The sequence below is a fragment of the Pseudomonas sp. GW823-FHT02F05 genome, from assembly GCF_058797315.1.
This window is the reverse complement of record NZ_JBXAJM010000001.1, coordinates 382453-400476: the sequence shown is the minus strand read 5'-3', so window position 1 is coordinate 400476 and position 18024 is coordinate 382453. Positions and strand designations below refer to the sequence as shown.

Sequence of the window (18024 nt, the reverse complement as noted above, 5' to 3'; positions counted from 1 at the left end):
GACTGGTCAGCCACCTCTGTCGGCCAGCTTGCCACCTATAATGGCCCCATTTCAATCCGCGCATCCACACTGAGAACTTATGGAAAACCTGGGTCTGGGCAAGGTCCTGCTCGTTGAGGACGATGAAAAGCTGGCAGGGCTGGTCTCGCATTTTCTGTCGCAGCATGGTTTCGAGGTACGGGTGGTGTACCGGGGCGATGAAGCGCTGGTGGCGTTCCTGGATTTCAAGCCGAAGATCGTCGTGCTCGATCTGATGCTGCCGGGTCAGAGCGGGCTGCATGTCTGCCGCGAGATTCGCAACGTGTCGGACACGCCCATCGTGATCCTCACCGCCAAGGAAGATGACCTGGACCATATCCTTGGCCTTGAGTCCGGTGCTGACGACTACGTGATCAAGCCGATCAAACCGCCGGTGTTGTTGGCGCGCCTGCGTGCGCTGCAGCGCCGCCAGGTACCCGAGCCCACCGTGCGCGGTGCCCTGGAATTTGGCCGCTTGTCGATTGATCGCAGTTGCCGGGTTGTCCGCCTGGGCGGCGAGACCATTGACCTCACCACCATGGAATTCGAGTTGCTGTGGTTGCTGGCCAGCAGCGCGGGCAAGATTCTCTCTCGCGACGACATCCTGAACCGCATGCGCGGCATTGCCTTTGACGGGCTGAACCGCAGCGTAGACGTGTACATCAGCAAACTGCGCGGCAAGCTCAATGACAACCCCCGCGAGCCGGTGTGCATCAAGACCATCTGGGGCAAGGGCTACCTGTTCAATCCGTTCGCGTGGGAGGTGTAGATGCTGCGCTTGTACCTGCGCCTCTATTTGATTCTCGCGCTCGGCCTGGCCGGGTCGATCTGGCTGGTCAACTTCGGCCTGGACGCTTACATGCCCGAGTCCAACGAGACCTATAACCGTGAAGCCCTGCGCGGCCCGGCCTGGGCCCTGGTGGAACAGTTGCGCCCCGTGCAGGCAGAGGCGCGCCAGGCACGCCTGGACGAACTGCAACCGCATTACGGCTTGCGGCTCGAACTGGTGCAGCGCGACTCCCAGGATTTGAGCGAACGGGAACAGAAACTCCTGGCGGCTGGCCAGGTGGTGGTGCGCGAAGACTTCATGAAATTTCTTGCGCCTATCGACGACGGCCCGCAACTGCTCGAAATCAGATTGCCGGAGGAACCCAAGTGGTTGTACCTCTGGGCCTACGCTTTCCTGGGCGTGAGCCTGGCCATCGTCCTGTATTTCTGGGTGCGTCCACACTGGCGCGACCTGGAGCACATCCGCCTGGCAGCGCAACGTTTCGGTGACAATGACCTGGGCTCGCGCATCTTGCTGCCGACTCGCTCCACCGTGCGTTCACTGGCCGGGCACTTCAACCAGATGGCCGAGCGCATCGAAGGTTTGATCGCCAACCAGCGCGAACTCACCAACGCCGTCTCCCACGAATTGCGTACGCCGATTGCGCGGCTGTCATTCGAGCTGGACCAGCTCAGGCAGCAGAGCGACCCACGGCAAAGCCGAGCGTTGATCAACGACATGTACGCCGACCTCGGTGAGCTGGAAGAAATGGTCTCCGAGCTGTTGACCTATGCCAGCCTTGAGCCAGGCGCTACCCAGGTCACTCGCGAGCATATCGAGGCCCACAGTTGGCTCGACAGTGTGATCGGCAGCGTGGCCCTGGAGGCCGAAGCGGAAGGGGTGCAGTTGTCGTTGCGCATCTGCGAGGTGGACGTTATCCAGATCGAACCACGCTTTATGGCGCGGGCCGTGATCAACCTGCTGCGCAACGCGATTCGTTATGCCGATCGTCGCGTGGAAGTGTCGCTGGTCAAGTATGGCAGCGGTTACGAAGTGCGGGTCAACGACGATGGGCCGGGAGTACCGCTGGAGGGTCGCACCAAGATATTCGAACCCTTCCTGCGCCTTGACGCCAGCCGCGACCGCCGCACAGGCGGATTTGGTCTGGGCCTGGCGCTGGTCAAGCGTGTCAGCCAGTGGCATGGCGGGCAGGTGGAAGTGCAGGATTCGGAGTGGGGCGGGGCGTCGTTTCGAATGACGTGGGCCTATGCAGAGTAAGGGGGCTTGCCCCAATGCCATCCTGCAGGAGCGAGCTTGCTCGCGAAAAGCCTCAACGATAACGCGTGTTCTCTGGATAAACGCGGCGCCTGCGAGTTTTTCGCGAGCAAGCTCGCTCCTACAGAGGGCAAGTCAGATCAGAAGGTGTACTGCAGCTCCCCCAACACCGATGCCTGCAGCCGCTGCTCCACGATCGGGCTCTTGCCTGCTTCATCCGCCAGGTATTGCACATCCAGCAAGGTCGAGAACTGCGTGTGTTCGTTGATCGGCACGCTCCATGAGAGGTTCATGCCATTGCTGATATTGCCGGCACTTGCCTTGTATTCCTTGAAGCGGCTGCGGGTGGCCTGGTCGGCAGTCACGCCGTACCAGGTTTGCAGGTAGTTGCGGTCACCGAAGTGGCTGTTGATGGCGGCATCGACGGAGCCGTAGCGGCCTTCATAGAGATTGGTACCCAGGCTCAACTCCAGGTGGGTAAAAGCCTTGCCGGTTTCCTTGTGTTTATCTTCTTCAAGCGCATGTTCCAGGGTGGCGCCGATGATCACACCTCCGAGGTTGTAGGCGGCACTCACCCCCAATTGCGGACGTGACTTGATCTCGCCCATGCCTTTGAGGCGTTTGGAGCCGGCATGCATGCTTTCATTTTTATCCTTGCGCGAATCGCTTGCGCCAACGTATGCGCTGAAGCTCAGGGCATTACCTTCGTAACCCCAGCCCAAGCCCGTATCAGTGTCGAGGAAGACGCCCCAGGGGCTGATGATTTTGCCGCCGAGCACAGGCGCCGTCATACGTTCGTCGCTGCCACTGTAGCGGGGTGCGTTGGCCATGCCGGCCTTGAGGCTGTATTGCCAGTCTTCGGCAAGCGCCGTATCGGCGGCGGCGAGCAGGCACAGTGAGGTCAATGACAGGCACAGGTTTTTTGAGTGCATCAGGGTGTTTTCCTGGTTAGAGGTTCAAGGGTGTGTGGGGTGAATGGGTGCGTTTGAACGAGTAGCCCGAAGCACTCAGGCCGTTGACCTGGCGGCTGACGGTATCGCCCAGGCCGTAGCCGTTGCCGGCCAGCACCGCATGGGCGTTGTCGATGGGCAGCAGGATGTAGTCGGTCAGCGGCTCGCCGTGCAATTGGCCGCGAATCACCAGGAAACCGTCCTCCTGGCGCACGCTGATGCCACTCAATGGCGCGTCGGGTTCATGGCTGCTGAGCACCTGGTAGGTGCCGACCGTGTTGGCCCACGCGGCGGACAAGGGCGGCGGCTCGATGCGCTCGCCGATGGCAATGCGTTGGCCGTGGCTGCGGGCGGTGAGCATTTGGCGGCCTTGTACTGTGAGCACATCCAACTGCACGCGGCCCAACTCGCCGAGGTCCTTGCGCCAGAAACCCAGTATCTTTTTCTGCGCCCGCAGCCAGCCTTGCTCATCACGCAATAGCTGGAAATCGTAGCCGGCCAGTTCACCGCTCAAGCGCGCATGCTCATCCCTGATGCGGAACACGCCCCAGGCGGTCGCGTAGAAGCCTGCCAGGCGCTTGCGATCCACCGCCGCCGGTACATGGCGCAGCTTGAGGCCGTGGCTGGGGGCCTGGCAGTCATCGGCGCATGCGGGCTTGCCGGTCTGAGCCTGGAGCATCAGGCGCAGGCTGTCGGTGGTCAGCGACACCACCATGTCTTCGGCGTTGCTGTCGTTGGCCATGATGACCACGGCCAGTTGCTGATCCGGCAGCAGGGTCAACTGGGCCACGAAGTCGTCGCCGCCACCGCTGTGCTGGTAGGTGCGCACACCGGGGCCGATGGGCTCGTCACCACAGGGCGCCAAGAACCAGCCCAAGCCCATCTGGCAGTCGAAATCCAAGGCATTGCCGGTGTTTTGCTGGGTAAACATGGCGTCGATAGACGTGCTGCCGAGGATCTGGCTGCCCTTGTAGGTGCCCTTGGCAAACAGCATGCGTACGTAGCGGCTGAGGTCTTTGGGGCTGGTCCACAGGCCGCCGGCGGCGAGGTCACGCACCTGTGGGTCGGTGCTGGCCTTGCCATCCTCGTAGCCGTGGGCGCGATAGCTCATTTGCGCACCGGTGCCCAGGAAACTGGACTGGTTCATTCTCAAGGGTGTGAGCAGGCTGCTTTGTAACTGGGCTTCGAAGCTTTTGCCGCTGCTGCGCTCAATGGCGGCGCCCACCAAGGCATAGCCAAGGTTGGAATACGCCACCTGGGAACCCGGCAGACTGCTCAGCCACACACCCGACACACGCATCGGCATCTGCCCCATGGCATAGGTGCTGCGCAGGTCGCGCAGGTGCTCGCTGGGCAAGCCGGATTGATGGCTGAGCAAGCGCCGCAAGGTGATCGCTCGATCCGCCTCGGCCTGGTCGCTGTGAAAGCGGGAGCGCACGTAGAACTCACGCAGGGTCTGCTGGATCGGCGCATCCAGCGCCAGGTGTTGCTGCTCCACCAGTTGCAGCGCCGCCGTGGCGGTCAGCAGCTTGGAGATGCCACCTGCGCGAAACGCGGTATTGGGCGTGACCGGCACCCCCAGGTCTTTGTCAGCCAGGCCAAAGCCGCGGGCCCAGATCAGCTCCTGGCCATTGACCAGGGCAATCGACAATCCCGCCACATTGTCCCGAGCCATCTCCCGGGGAATGCGGGTTTGCAGGTAGCGGATGATTGCGCCGTAATCGCCTTTTTGAATCGGCGGCGGGACAGGCGGTTGCGAGTGGCAACCGATACTGCCCAACAGGCAACCCAAGAGCGGAATACCGCGCAATCTGCGAAACATCAAGAGCACCCGAATGATGATTTGGATGCTGGAATGCTAGGGCGGCGGGGGCCGAGAATCTTTGAGTGCTTTGTCGGGAAACTGTCAAAGACTGTTAACGGCCGCTTATAAAAACATCAGGATTTGCCCAGGGGTGCGGGCATCAACGTGGCGATCAGGGCGCGAATGGTCCCCGGCAGCGCTTCCAGCTCGCGTACCAGGATGCTGCGCTCGCGAATCGCCCAGGGCTCGTCCAGTTTTACCGTCACCAGCTGCATGGTGCGGCTGTGACGCAGGGCGGCGGACTCGGGAATGATACCGATGCCCACGCCGGCCTCGACCATCCGGCAGATCGCCTCGAAGCTCGAGACCTGGATACGCAGCGACAATTGCTTGCCCAGACGCTCGACGTGTTCGCGCAGGAAACTCAACAGCGTGCTGCCTTCATGCAGGCCGATATGCTGATACGCCAGGGTCTGCTCAAGGGTCACCGAAGGCTGGTCGGCCAACGGATGCCCGACGGGTACCATCAGCACCAGTTCGTCGGTGCTGAAATGCAACACTTGCAGGCCGGAGGCTTCCACGGGGCCGGCGATGATGCCCATGTCACTGGTGCCATCGAGCACCCCACGCACGATGTCCCGCGACAGGCGCTCCTGCAGGTCGACGGTGACGCCCGGGCGCTGTGACAGAAAGCCTGCCAAGACCTCCGGCAAAAACTCGGTGACCGCCGTGGTGTTGGCGAAGATACGGATATGCCCGGCCGAATCCACGCCGTATTGGGTGAACTCGCTTTTGAGGTAATCCACCTGGCGCATGATCAACCGCGCATGGTGTAACAGGCGCTCGCCTGCCGGGGTGATCTCCACGCCCCGGCTATCGCGGTACAACAGGCGCGTGTCGAGCTGACCTTCCAGGGCCTTGATCCGCGCACTGGCGGCAGCCGGCGACAGGAAGGCGCGCTTGGCACCCTGGGTGAGGCTGGGGGATTCGGCGATGTGGATAAACAGGCGCAGGTCGGCGAGATCGAAGTGCATGCAAAACTCCAGGCTTGTGATCACCCGTGGCGAGGGAGCTTGCTCCGGCTGGACTGCGAAGCAGGCCTGTTTTTTGGGGCCGCTTCGCGCCCCCACGGGAGCAAGCTCCCTCGCCACAAGAGGTACGCATAGGAATGGTGCGTTCAGCTTAACCGAACGCTGGTTTATTGAAATGCAAATTCTCAGAACGGGCAGGCCCTTGCATGATCCACGGCAGACACCCACTGCCTGAGGACCTGCACCCGATGAGCGCCACTGATTGGATCGGCCGAAGTGAGACCGCCCACGACCACCTGAGTCATAACCTGCTCAAGCGCATCGCCGCGACGTTAGGTGAAGAGGTGCCTGCCGACGGCGACGCTGTGCCTGCGTTGTGGCAATGGTGCTTTTTCCAGGACCCGCTGCCGGAGGTGGCGTTGGGCAGCGACGGCCACCCGGCACGCGGCGGGTTCCTGCCGCCGGCCGATAACCGCAATCGCATGTGGGCCGGTGGGCGTCTTGAATTTCTGCAGCCACTGCGGGCTGGCGAGGCGGCTACGCGCGTGTCGACCATCACCCAGGTCGAAGAAAAGACCGGGCGCACCGGCTCACTGCTATTTGTCACTGTGCGCCATGACTACTCCCAGGAAGGGCGGCTGGCCATCCGCGAGGAACAGGACATCGTCTACCGCGAACCCACGCCACCCAAGCCTGGCAGCGGCGACGCGCTGGCCCGGGGCGAATGGACAGAGGCCGTCGAGCCGACGCCGACCCTGTTGTTCCGCTACAGCGCCGTCACGTTCAACGGCCACCGCATCCACTACGACTACCCCTACGTCACCGGCACCGAAGGCTATGCCGGCCTGGTGGTGCATGGCCCGCTGATCGCCACTTTGAACCTGCGTGCGTTCTGCCGGGCGCACCCTGAGGCGACCCTGCGCCGCTTTGCCTATCGCGGCGTGCGCCCACTGATTGCGCCACAGCCTTTTGAGGTGGGCGGGCGTATCACCGCAACCGGCGTCGCAGAACTCTGGGCGGGCAACACTGAAGGCCTGGCGCAGACCGCCCAAGTGCATTTCGAATAACCCGATAACAACAGGCGGAGAGCCGTTAATGAATGCCCATGACAACGAAGAACTCAAGGCCATCCGCGAAGGCGTGCGCGCCTTGTGCGCCGAGTTCGATGCCGCTTACTGGCGCAAGATCGATGAAAAAAAAGGCTTCCCTGAAGCCTTCGTCAAGGCCCTGACCGACGCCGGTTGGCTGTCGGCCATGATCCCCGAGGAATACGGCGGTTCCGGCCTGGGCCTGGCCGAAGCCTCGGTGATCCTTGAGGAAGTCAACCGCTGCGGCGGCAACTCGGGCACCGTACACGGCCAGATGTACAACATGTTCACCCTGCTGCGTCACGGCAGCGAGGCGCAAAAACGCTACTACCTGCCCAAGCTGGCCAGCGGTGAATTGCGCCTGCAGTCGATGGCCGTCACCGAGCCCACTACCGGCACCGACACCACCAAGATCAAGACCACGGCGATCAAGCGCGGCGACAAGTACGTGATCAACGGCCAGAAAGTCTGGATCTCTCGGGTACAGCATTCCGACCTGATGATCCTGCTGGCGCGCACCACGCCTTTGGCCGACGTAAAGAAAAAGTCCGAAGGCATGTCGATCTTCCTAGTGGACCTGCGCCAGGCCATCGGCAACGGCCTCACCGTGCAGCCCATCGCCAATATGGTCAACCACGAGACCAACGAGCTGTTCTTCGACAACCTGGAGCTGCCCCTGGACAGCCTGATTGGCGAGGAGGGCAAGGGCTTCAAATACATCCTCGATGGCCTGAATGCCGAGCGTACGCTGATTGCCGCCGAGTGCATCGGTGACGGCCGCTGGTTCATCGAAAAGGCCAGCGCCTATGCCCGCGACCGTGTGGTGTTTGGCCGGCCAATCGGGCAGAACCAGGGCGTGCAGTTCCCGATTGCCGAGGCGCATATCGAGATCGAAGCGGCCGACCTGATGCGCTGGCGTGCCTGCGAGGAATACGACAGCGGCAAGAACGCCGGGGCCAGTGCCAACATGGCCAAGTACCTGGCGGCCAAGGCGTCCTGGGAAGCGGCCAACGCCTGCCTGCAAACCCACGGCGGCTTCGGCTTTGCCTGCGAGTACGACGTGGAGCGCAAGTTCCGCGAAACCCGCCTGTACCAGGTGGCGCCGATCTCCACCAACCTGATCCTGTCCTACGTGGCCGAGCATTTGCTCGAATTGCCACGCAGCTTCTGAGGGCCTTGAGCATGCATCATACCCAAGCCCTGTGCCGGTTCCTGGCCGAGCTGACGTACTCACAATTGCCCGAGCCCGTGCTGGCGCGTACCGAAGAGCTGTACCTGGATTGGCTCGCGTGCGCCTTGGCCAGCCAAGGCGCGCACCCGATTCCCTTGTTTGAACGCTACGCGCAGAAGATGGGCCCGAGCAGCGGCCCGGCCCAGGTGATCGTCAACGGCACCGGCACCAGCGCGTATTTCGCCGCACTGGTCAACGCCGCCTCCTCACACCTGGTGGAGCAGGATGACCTGCACAACAGCTCCGTGCTGCACCCGGCCACCGTGGTGTTTCCCGCCGCGTTGGCGGCTGCCCAGGACCTCGGCAAGGCTGGCCGTGAACTCTTGCTGGCCTCGGTGGCCGGCTACGAGGCGGGGATTCGCATCGGTGAGTTCATGGGCCGCTCGCACTACCGCATCTTCCACACCACGGCCACGGTCGGCACCCTGGCGGCGGCGGTCGCGGTGGGCAAGTTGCTCGATTTCAACGAAGAACAATTCATCAACCTGCTCGGCAGCGCCGGCACCCAGGCTGCCGGGCTGTGGGAGTTTCTGCGCGATGCCGCCGACTCCAAACAACTGCACACGGCCAAGGCGGCGGCGGACGGCTTGCTGGCGGCTTACCTTACGGCCGATGGGCTGACCGGCGCGCGCAATATCCTTGAAGGTGAGCAAGGTTTGGCGGCAGGTATGTCCAGTGATGCCCAGCCGGGCAAATTGTCTGCCGAGCTGGGCAGCCGTTGGGCGCTGGTGGAAACCTCGTTCAAGTTCCACGCCTCCTGTCGCCACACCCATCCTGCTGCCGACGCGCTGCTGGCCGTGATGCAGCGTGAAGGCTTGAGCGCTGCGCAGATCTTCCAGGTGCGAACCCACGTGCACCAAGGCGCCATTGACGTACTCGGCCGAGTGACGGTACCGGCCACCGTGCACCAGGCGAAGTTTTCCATGGGCACCGTGCTTGGGCTGATCGCTGTGCATGGCAAGGCCGGGTTGCCTGAATTCCATGAGCTGGCGTTGACCGATCCTGCGGTCGCGGCGTTTCGCGACAAGGTCAGCATGACCCTGGACGCGGAAGTCGACAGCGCCTACCCGCAACGTTGGCTGGGCCGCGTCACGGTCACCACCACCGATGGCCGCACGCTGCGCGGTGCCATTGATGAACCCAAGGGCGACCCGGGCAACACCCTGAGTCGGGCCGAACTGGCGGATAAGTTCCAGCGCCTGGCCCACTTCAGCGGCGCCCGCACCCCGACCCAGGCCAGAGGCCTGATCGAGCAGGTGTGGAACCTGCGTACTACCGCGTCCATGGCCCATTGGCTTTGAGGGATTTGTCATGACTGAACAACGACCGCTGGACGGCATCACCGTCGTCAGCCTGGAACACGCGATTGCCGCGCCATTTTGCACGCGCCAGCTGGCCGACCTCGGTGCCCGGGTCATCAAGGTAGAGCGACCCGGCACCGGCGACTTCGCCCGTGGCTATGACGAGCGGGTGCGTGGCCTGGCGTCGCATTTCGTCTGGACCAACCGCTCCAAGGAAAGCCTGACCCTGGACCTCAAGCAGGACGAGGCGGGCGCTATTCTGGATGCGCTTTTGGCCGATGCCGATGTGTTGGTGCAGAACCTTGCCCCCGGCGCGGCAGCGCGCATGGGCTTATCGTTCGAGGCGCTGCACGTGCGCTTTCCACGCCTGATCGTCTGCGATATTTCCGGCTACGGCGAAGGCGGGCCCTACGAGAAAAAGAAAGCCTACGACCTGCTGATCCAGAGCGAGGGCGGCTTTCTCTCGGTGACCGGTGGCCCAGGTGAAGAGCAGATGGCCAAGGCCGGTTGCTCCATCGCGGATATCTCCGCCGGGATGTACGCCTACAGCGGCATTCTGTCGGCGCTGCTGCTGCGCGGCAAAACCGGCCAGGGCAGTCGCATCGATGTGAGCATGCTCGAAAGCCTGGTGGAGTGGATGGGCTACCCGATGTATTACGCCTTCGACGGCGCGCCGCCGCCACCGCGTGCGGGTGCCGCGCATTCGACGATTTACCCCTACGGGCCGTTTCCCACCGGGGGCGGCGGCACGGTGATGCTCGGCTTGCAGAACGAGCGCGAATGGGCGGCGTTCTGCGACAAAGTGCTGCTCACCCCGGCATTGGCGACGGACGAGCGCTTCAGCGCCAATTTCAAGCGCTCGGCCAACCGCGAGGTGCTGCGCCAGATCATTGTGGAGCGCTTTGCCCAACTGGACGTCGAGGCGGTGATCCAGCGCCTGGAGCACGCGCAAATTGCCAGTGCCCGGGTCAACGACATGCAAGGCGTGTGGGACCACCCGCAACTCAAGGCCCGCGACAGCTGGCGTGACGTCGACAGCCCGGCGGGGCCGTTGCCCTCGCTGCTGCCACCGGCCCGTAACGCCGCGTTTACCCCGCGCATGGACGGCGTTCCAGCGCTGGGGCAACACAGCCAAGGCATCCTCGACCAGTTGGGTTACTCCGTTGAGGCCATTAACAGTCTGCGTGAGCGCGGCGTTATCTAATCAGGAATCACGTGATGCCAAAGCCTTTAGTACGTTCTGCGCTGTTTGTGCCGGGCAGCCGCCCGGAGCGGTTTGCCAAGGCCCTGGCCAGCGGCGCCGACGCAGTGATTGTGGATTTTGAAGACGCGGTGGAAGAGCCGCTCAAACGTCAGGCCCGGGATAATCTGGGCGCGTTCCTGCACGCCCATCCTGAGGCCCAGGTGTGGGTGCGCATCAACGCGCCGCAACATGCCGAGCATTTTGAGGACGTGGCGTTCTGCAAGGCCCATGCAAATGTCGCCGGGGTATTGCTGCCCAAGGTCGAAAGCGCGGCCCAGGTGGCTGTGGTGGCCGCGACCGGCAAGGCTATCTGGCCGATTATCGAAAGCGCACGCGGTTTGCTGGCACTGGCGCAGATTGCCCAGGCGCCCCAGGTGGAGCGCCTGTCGTTCGGTGGCTTGGACCTGGCGCTGGACCTGAACCTGAGCAGTCACTCCCGTGCCGCCGAATTGGCCCTCGACCAGGCGCGCCTGGCGTTGATCGTGCATTCGCGCGCCGCGGGCCTGGCGGCGCCGCTGGACGGCGTGCACCCGGCCATCGACGACCCCGAAGGCCTGCACCGTTCGATCCGGCACGCCTATGAGATGGGTTTTGCCGGGGCGTTGTGCATTCATCCCAAGCAAGTGGCGGTGATCCATGCCGCGCTAGCGCCGAGCGCCCAAGAGCTGGCCTGGGCCAGGCGGGTGGTGGAGGCGGGCGCCCATGGGGCAGGGGCTTATCAGATTGATGGGCAGATGGTGGATGCGCCGGTCTTGCTGCGCGCGCAACGGCTGCTCACTGCCAGCTCTGACTGATGGAACCTAGAGCCAGCTCCCACACTGGACGCGTTCGGCCAGGCCGAACGCAGGTATCTAAAATTCGAAATTCACGACACGCGTAACATCAGGCACCTTGCCTTAAACACAACAATAAGAAGGTGATTCCCATGCTCAAGCTTTCCCGGGCGCTGCTGTGCGCCGCCACCTTGTTTACCGCTGGCCTGGCCCAGGCGGCAGACCCGATTGTGATCAAGTTCGCCCACGTGGTTGCTGAAAACACCCCTAAAGGCCAAGGCGCGCTGCTGTTCAAAAAACTTGCTGAAGAGCGCCTGCCCGGCAAGGTCAAGGTCGAGGTGTACCCGAACTCGTCGCTGTTTGGCGATGGCAAGGAAATGGAAGCATTGCTGCTGGGTGATGTGCAGATGCTGGCCCCGTCCCTGGCCAAATTCGAGCACTACACCAAGCAAGTGCAGATCTACGACTTGCCGTTCCTGTTCAACGACCTGGCCGCCGTCGACCGTTTCCAGGCGGCCCAGGGCAAGCAACTGCTGACCTCGATGCAGGATAAAAACATCCTCGGCCTGGCCTATTGGCACAACGGCCTCAAACAACTCTCTGCCAACAAGGCCCTGCATGAACCCAAGGACGCCCGTGGCCTGAAGTTCCGCGTGCAGGCTTCCAGTGTGCTCGAAGAACAGTTCAAGGCGATCCGCGCCAACCCGCGCAAGATGAGCTTTGCCGAGGTTTACCAGGGCCTGCAGACCGGTACCGTGAATGGCACCGAGAACACTTGGTCGAACTATGAAAGCCAGAAGGTCAACGAAGTGCAGAAGTACTTCACCGAGTCCAACCACGGCCTGATCGACTACATGGTGATCACTAACGCGACATTCTGGAACGGCCTGGCGCCGGATGTGCGCAGCACCCTGGAGCAGATCATGGCCGAGGTCACCGTGGAGGTGAACAAGCAGGCCGAAGCGCTGAACCAGTCGGCCAAGCAGAAGATCATCGACGCCAAGACCAGCGAAATCATCGAACTGACCCCCGAGCAACGTGCGCTGTGGCGCGAAGCCATGCGCCCGGTGTGGCAGAAGTTCGAAGGCGAGATTGGGGCCGGCCTGATCAAGGCGGCGGACCAGTCCAATCAGTAATCCCCTGTGGGAGCGGGCTTGCCCGCGACTGATCGTTCCCACGCTCCGCGTGGTAATGCATCCCGTGACGCTCCGCGTCGCCTTACGCACGGCGTGATACAGAACGTGGAACGTCCGGGGCGGCATTACCACGCGGAGCGTGAGAACGATCTAGCAGGTTGACCTGGCTTTTTACCTATCTCTGCCTCGCGAGGTTTTGCCATGCAAACGCTAAGACGCGTCTGGGAGCACCTGGAGGAAGGCTTTATCGCTTTCCTGCTGGCCGCCATGACCCTGGTGACGTTCGTCTACGTCATGCTCAACAACGTCTACACCCTGTTCTTTACCCTGGCCGACAAATGGGCCTGGAGCAGCCCCTTCTTCAATGCCCTGGGCGACGGCAGCATGACGTGGGCCCAAGAGATGACCTGGAGTGTGGCGCTGACCAAGGCCATGTTCGGCTGGTTGATTTTCTTCGGCATTTCCTACGGCGTGCGCACTGCTGGCCACCTGGGTGTGGACGCGCTGGTGCGGCTGACCCGGCGCCCGGTGCAGCGTCTGCTCGGCATGCTCGCCTGCCTGTGCTGCCTGGCCTATGCCGGGCTGTTCATGGTGGCCAGCTACAAGTGGGTAAGTGCGGTGATGACCGCGCATATCGGCGCCGAAGACCTCGACCAGTTCGGCATCGATGTCGGCGACATCGTGGTGATCGTGCCCATTGGCTTTGCGTTGGTATTGATCCGCTACCTGGAAATTTTCTACCGCATCTTTACCCACCGCCAGGTCGGGTTGGGGTTGGCCGACGAGGCCGGTGAGGCCAGCAAGTTGGCCGGCAGCCATGAGGAGCGTCACTGATGGCCGTGCTCTGTCTGTTTTTGCTGTTGTTCGTGTTCATGTTCCTGGGCGTGCCGATTGCGATTGCCCTGGGGCTGTCCGGTGCGGTGTCGATTTTGATGTTCAGCCAGGACTCGGTGAGTTCCCTGGCGATCAAGCTGTTTGAAACCAGCGATGCCTACACCTTCCTGGCGATTCCGTTTTTCCTGTTGTCCGGTGCCTTCATGACCACCGGCGGCGTGGCCCAGCGGCTGATCGACTTTGCCAACGCCTGTGTCGGGCATATCCGCGGTGGCCTGGCGATTGCCGCAGTGCTGGCGTGCATGCTGTTTGCAGCGCTGTCCGGGTCGTCACCGGCCACGGTGGCAGCAGTGGGTTCGATTGCCGTGGCGGGCATGGTGCGCTCCGGTTATCCGAAGGAATTTGGTGCTGGCATCATCTGCAATGCCGGGACCTTGGGCATTCTGATCCCGCCGTCGATTGTGATGGTGGTGTATTCGGCGGCGACCGAAACCTCGGTGGGCAAGTTGTTCATGGCCGGGGTGATTCCGGGCTTGCTGCTGGGCCTGATGTTGATGGTCGCGATCTACATCGTCGCCCGCATCAAGAAGCTGCCGGCGCAACCCCGGGCGACATTCCGTGAATGGCTGAGCTGTGCACGCCGAGCGTTCTGGGGCCTGTTGCTACTGGTGATCATCCTCGGCGGCATTTACAGCGGCATGTTCACCCCGACCGAAGCGGCGGCAGTGGCGGCCGTGTATTCAGCATTCGTCGCGCTGTTCGTCTACAAGGACATGAAGCTGCGCGACTGCCCCAAGGTGCTGCTGGAGTCGGGGCGCTTGTCGATCATGCTGATGTTCATCATCGCCAACGCCATGCTGTTTGCCCACGTGCTGACCACCGAACAGATCCCCCAGCAAATCACCGCGTGGGTAATCTCGGAAGGGCTGACGCCGATTGGCTTTTTGATCATGGTCAACGTGGTGCTGCTGATTGCCGGCAGCTTTATGGAGCCTTCGGCCATTGTGCTGATCCTGGCGCCAATCTTTTTTCCGATTGCGATGAAGCTCGGGATCGACCCGATTCACCTGGGGATCGTGATGGTGGTGAACATGGAAATCGGCCTGGTGCACCCGCCGGTGGGGCTGAACCTGTTCGTGACCTCGGCGGTGACCGGGCTGACATTGGGGCAGACTATTCGCGCGGCGATGCCGTGGCTGATGATCCTGTTGGTGTTCCTGATCATGGTGACGTACTTGCCGTTCATTTCCCTGGCGCTGCCGCAGTGGCTCGGAATGTAGGGTGGGAGGGGGCTTGCCCCGATGGCGATGAGTCAGACACTCCCTCATCGGGGCATAGGTATCTACACAACTCAGGGACGACGCAGGCCCTGTGGCGAGGGAGCTTGCTCCCGTGACTACCCAACGGCGGACGCTGATCTAACTGACGCGCCGCGATCCAAATGTGGGAGCTGGCTTGCCTGCGATGGCGGCCTTATTGGTCCATCGCACTCAAGATCGCGTGCGCTACTTTCACCCTTTCGGCATTCGGGTAGTTCCGGTTCGCCAGGATCACCACCCCCATGTCCTTGCTTGGCACGTACGCCACGTAAGCACCAAAGCCGCCAGTGGACCCGGTTTTGTTGTACAGCACGTTGGCCGGCTCGGCCTGGGCGGGTGTCAGCCAGGTGACCTTGTGCGGCTCCATCGCCATCGGTGTGGAGTTGCCGTCCAGTAACGCTTGCAGGCCGATGGGGTAGGGGTAGCGTTCCCAGCCCAGCCCCTGGGTCATGCCGTTGACGGTGTAGTAGCCGGCGTGAGTGGTGGCAATGGCCTGTTGCACCGGTTGTTCCAGGGTTTGCGGGTGCATGTTCGCGATCACGTAGCGGGCCAGGTCCTGGCTGCTGCTCTTGAGGCCGTAGGCTTCGAAGTCCAGGGCGCCAGGGTTGACGCGTACCGGTTTCTGCTGGCTGTCATAGCCCTGGGCGTATTGGCCAGCCTTGTCGGCGGGGACGCGGGTATAGGTATTGGTCAAGCCCAGCTTGGGCAGCAGGGTTTTTTCCATGGCGACGGTGAAAGGCTGGCCCAGGCTTTTTGCGGTCACGTAACCGAACAGGCCAATGCTGGGGTTGGAGTAAAGGCGTTGTTCCCCCGGCGCATAAGTGGGTTTCCAATGCTGGAAGTAATCCATCATGGTGGTTGCACTGTCGGCGGCATCCGGAAACTGCAGCGTCAGGCCGCCGGCGGTATAAGTGGCCAGTTGCAGCAGGCTGATGCGATCGAACGCGCTGCCAGCCAGGACGGGCAGATGTTGGCTGGTCATGTCCGACAGCTTGAGCTTGCCGATGGCCTGGGCATACCCGCCGAGGGTGGCGTTGAAGGTTTTGCTCACTGAGCCGATTTCGAACAGGGTGTTTTCGGTGACGGGTGCCTGGGTGTCTTTGGCGGCGACGCCGTAGTTAAAGTATTGCACCTTGCCGTGTTGGACGACCGCGACCGTCAGGCCCGGGATGCCTTGCTGTTTCATCAGAGGGGTGACGTGGCTGTCCACGACCTGGCGCATATCGGTGGCTGCCATGCAGCTGCCGGCGCCGAACAACAAGGCTGAAACCGCATATTTTTTCAGGGTGTGTTTCATGGTTCGCTTCCATGTAAATAAGGCAATGACGATCGGAACCTGCGCAGGCGTGGCAAATGTAGGTGGATTTCCGGGCGCCGGCAAACGATGATATCTCGCACCTGCCATTAGAAAAATTTGGGTCAAGCCATGTTGCGTTCCCACCTGCCGCTCAATGCGTTGCGCGCTTTCGAAGCGTCGGCGCGCCATTTGAGCTTTACCCGTGCGGCCATTGAGCTGTGCGTGACCCAGGCGGCGGTCAGTCATCAGGTCAAAAGTCTCGAAGCGCAACTCAACGTCACGCTGTTCAAGCGCCTGCCACGGGGCTTGATGCTCACCAGCGAAGGCGAATCCCTGCTGCCCGTGCTGCGTGACGCCTTCGACCGTATTGCCCTGACCTTGGATCAATTTGAAGGCGGGCATTACCGTGAAGTCCTGACGGTGGGGGCGGTCGGCACCTTTGCGGTGGGCTGGTTGTTGCCACGCCTGGCGGATTTTCACAGCCGCTACCCGTTGATCGACTTGCGCTTGTCCACCCACAACAATCGCGTGGATGTCGCCGCCGAGGGCCTGGATTATGCCATCCGCTTTGGCGCCGGCGCGTGGCACGGCACCGACGCCTGCCCCTTGCTTGAGGCACCGCTGACGGTGTTGTGCGTGCCGCAGATTGCCGAACAACTGCACAGCCCGGCTGACGTGCTGAAGCACACCTTGCTGCGTTCCTACCGTGCCGATGAGTGGAACCTGTGGTTCCAGGCCGCCGGTTTGCCCAGCGATACACGGGTGCCGCGCAGCGTGGTGTTCGACTCTTCGCTGGCGATGATGGAGGCCGCGCTGCAAGGGACTGGCGTAGCACTGGCGCCAGCCCTGATGTTTTCACGGCAATTGGAGATCGATGTGATCCGCCAGCCGTTCAAGGTGGGGATCACCACCGGCAGCTATTGGTTGACGCGCTTGCAGTCGCGGGCTGAGACACCCGCGATGTTGGCGTTCAAAGGGTGGTTGCAGGCAAGTGTTGGATAACATTTGGGGAGGCAGGTCCTCATTTATGTAGGAGCGAGCTTGCTCGCTCCTACATCAGGTATTGGCGGAACCATCCCAGGGTGCGTTCCCAGGCAAGGTTCGCCGCTGCTTCGTCATAGCGCGGTGTCGAATCATTATGAAAACCATGATTGGCGCCCTTGTAGATAAACGCCTCATACCTCGTCCCCGCGGCCTTCAATGCCTGCTCATACGCCGGCCAGCCTTCATTGATGCGTGTATCAAGCTCACCGAAATGCAACATGATCGGCGCCTTGATGCGCGGCACGTCCTTGGCGTCGGGTTGGCGCCCGTAGAACGACACTGCCGCGCCCAGTTCCGGGTAGGCCACCGCCGCTGCATTGGTCACGCCACCGCCGTAACAGAACCCGGTGATGCCGACTTTGCCCGTGCTGCTGTCGTGCTGCATCAGCCACTCGATGGCGGCGAAGAAGTCGTTCATCAGTTTGGTCGGGTCGACGGTCTGCTGCAGGGCGACGCCTTTTTCATCATTGCCAGGGTAGCCGCCCACCGAGGTCAGGCCGTCCGGGGCCAGGGCGATAAAGCCGGCCTTGGCCAGGCGTCGGGCGACGTCTTCGATATAGGGGTTCAGGCCCCGGTTTTCATGCACCACCACCACGGCTGGCAGCTTGCCTGCCGCCTTGGCTGGGCGCACCAGATAGCCGCGCACGGCGCCGTTGCCTTTGGGCGAGGGGTAGGTGATGTAGTCGGCGACGATATCCGGGTCGGTGAATTTCACCTGCTCGGCCAGGGCGTAATTGGGGCTCAGGGCCGCGAGCAATGCCGAAGCGGTGAGGCCACCGAGGGTGAACAGCGCGGCGCGGTCGAGAAATTCGCGGCGGTTGATCTTGCCGTGGGCATAGCCGTCGTAGAGTTCCAGCAGTTCGGGAGCAAAGTCTTTCGCGGTCAGACGAGTCATCGGTGCAGTCCTCGAT

General features: G+C 62.2%; 16 protein-coding genes. 11 read left to right on the top strand and 5 right to left on the bottom strand.

Annotated elements, in window-relative coordinates; genetic code table 11:
- Positions 1–79: 79 nt before the first annotated feature.
- Together AC1RAC_RS01895 and AC1RAC_RS01890 are read left to right on the top strand one after the other, a co-directional pair.
- Complete coding sequence (locus tag AC1RAC_RS01895; protein ID WP_054921321.1) at positions 80–787, top strand: winged helix-turn-helix domain-containing protein; 708 nt, start codon at positions 80–82, stop codon at positions 785–787.
- Complete coding sequence (locus AC1RAC_RS01890; RefSeq protein ID WP_181125326.1) at positions 788–2065, top strand: ATP-binding protein; 1278 nt, start codon at positions 788–790, stop codon at positions 2063–2065. It begins immediately after the preceding gene.
- A gap of 137 nt (positions 2066–2202) precedes the next feature.
- Here AC1RAC_RS01890 and AC1RAC_RS01885 read toward each other — a convergent pair whose 3' ends face one another.
- From AC1RAC_RS01885 to AC1RAC_RS01875, 3 genes are all read right to left on the bottom strand, one after another.
- On the bottom strand, positions 2203–2994 hold the full coding sequence (locus tag AC1RAC_RS01885; protein ID WP_492616073.1) for a MipA/OmpV family protein: 792 nt from the start codon (positions 2992–2994) through the stop codon (positions 2203–2205).
- 16 nt (positions 2995–3010) lie between these two features.
- Positions 3011–4834 (bottom strand): serine hydrolase domain-containing protein, encoded by a 1824-nt coding sequence (locus tag AC1RAC_RS01880; RefSeq protein WP_181125324.1) that lies wholly within the window; start codon positions 4832–4834, stop codon positions 3011–3013.
- 116 nt (positions 4835–4950) lie between these two features.
- Complete coding sequence (locus tag AC1RAC_RS01875; RefSeq protein ID WP_034126002.1) at positions 4951–5850, bottom strand: LysR family transcriptional regulator; 900 nt, start codon at positions 5848–5850, stop codon at positions 4951–4953.
- A 245-nt stretch (positions 5851–6095) separates the two neighbouring features.
- On the opposite strand from AC1RAC_RS01875, the gene AC1RAC_RS01870 reads away from it, so the two are divergent.
- The 8 genes from AC1RAC_RS01870 (at position 6096) to dctM (ending at position 14733) form a co-directional block, all read left to right on the top strand.
- Positions 6096–6914, top strand: coding sequence for an HTD2 family dehydratase (locus AC1RAC_RS01870; RefSeq protein WP_072446329.1), 819 nt, complete (start codon positions 6096–6098; stop codon positions 6912–6914).
- Between the two features lie 28 nt (positions 6915–6942).
- Positions 6943–8106 carry an acyl-CoA dehydrogenase family protein gene (locus AC1RAC_RS01865; RefSeq protein ID WP_072446330.1) on the top strand — a complete coding sequence of 388 codons (1164 nt, stop codon included), beginning with the start codon at positions 6943–6945 and terminating at the stop codon, positions 8104–8106.
- Positions 8107–8117: 11 nt separating this feature from the next.
- A complete protein-coding gene (locus tag AC1RAC_RS01860; RefSeq protein WP_492616072.1) occupies positions 8118–9467 on the top strand; it encodes an MmgE/PrpD family protein in 1350 nt (449 codons plus the stop codon).
- A gap of 10 nt (positions 9468–9477) precedes the next feature.
- The gene (locus AC1RAC_RS01855) at positions 9478–10671 is read left to right on the top strand and encodes a CaiB/BaiF CoA transferase family protein (RefSeq protein WP_034125999.1); all 1194 of its coding nucleotides are present in this window, start codon (positions 9478–9480) and stop codon (positions 10669–10671) included.
- A 14-nt stretch (positions 10672–10685) separates the two neighbouring features.
- Complete coding sequence (locus AC1RAC_RS01850) at positions 10686–11504, top strand: HpcH/HpaI aldolase/citrate lyase family protein (RefSeq protein WP_252950622.1); 819 nt, start codon at positions 10686–10688, stop codon at positions 11502–11504.
- Positions 11505–11635: 131 nt separating this feature from the next.
- Entirely contained in the window at positions 11636–12619 is a 984-nt protein-coding gene (locus AC1RAC_RS01845) for a TRAP transporter substrate-binding protein (protein ID WP_034125997.1), read from the top strand.
- A 201-nt stretch (positions 12620–12820) separates the two neighbouring features.
- Complete coding sequence (locus AC1RAC_RS01840) at positions 12821–13453, top strand: TRAP transporter small permease (protein WP_034125996.1); 633 nt, start codon at positions 12821–12823, stop codon at positions 13451–13453.
- Entirely contained in the window at positions 13453–14733 is a 1281-nt protein-coding gene (gene dctM, locus AC1RAC_RS01835; protein WP_014718351.1) for a C4-dicarboxylate TRAP transporter large permease protein DctM, read from the top strand. Before AC1RAC_RS01840 ends, dctM begins: the two co-directional genes overlap by 1 nt.
- A 193-nt stretch (positions 14734–14926) precedes the next feature.
- On the opposite strand, the gene ampC is transcribed toward dctM, so the two are convergent.
- Positions 14927–16069: a class C beta-lactamase gene (gene ampC, locus AC1RAC_RS01830; RefSeq protein ID WP_034125995.1), complete on the bottom strand. Its 1143-nt coding sequence runs from the start codon at positions 16067–16069 to the stop codon at positions 14927–14929.
- A gap of 129 nt (positions 16070–16198) precedes the next feature.
- Between ampC and AC1RAC_RS01825 the strand changes: the two genes are divergently transcribed.
- Positions 16199–17071, top strand: a complete 873-nt coding sequence (locus AC1RAC_RS01825; RefSeq protein ID WP_314543186.1) for a LysR family transcriptional regulator — start codon at positions 16199–16201, stop codon at positions 17069–17071.
- Between the two features lie 49 nt (positions 17072–17120).
- On the opposite strand, the gene yghX is transcribed toward AC1RAC_RS01825, so the two are convergent.
- Positions 17121–18008 carry a YghX family hydrolase gene (gene yghX / locus AC1RAC_RS01820; protein WP_054921351.1) on the bottom strand — a complete coding sequence of 296 codons (888 nt, stop codon included), beginning with the start codon at positions 18006–18008 and terminating at the stop codon, positions 17121–17123.
- Between the last annotated feature and the right edge of the window lie 16 nt (positions 18009–18024).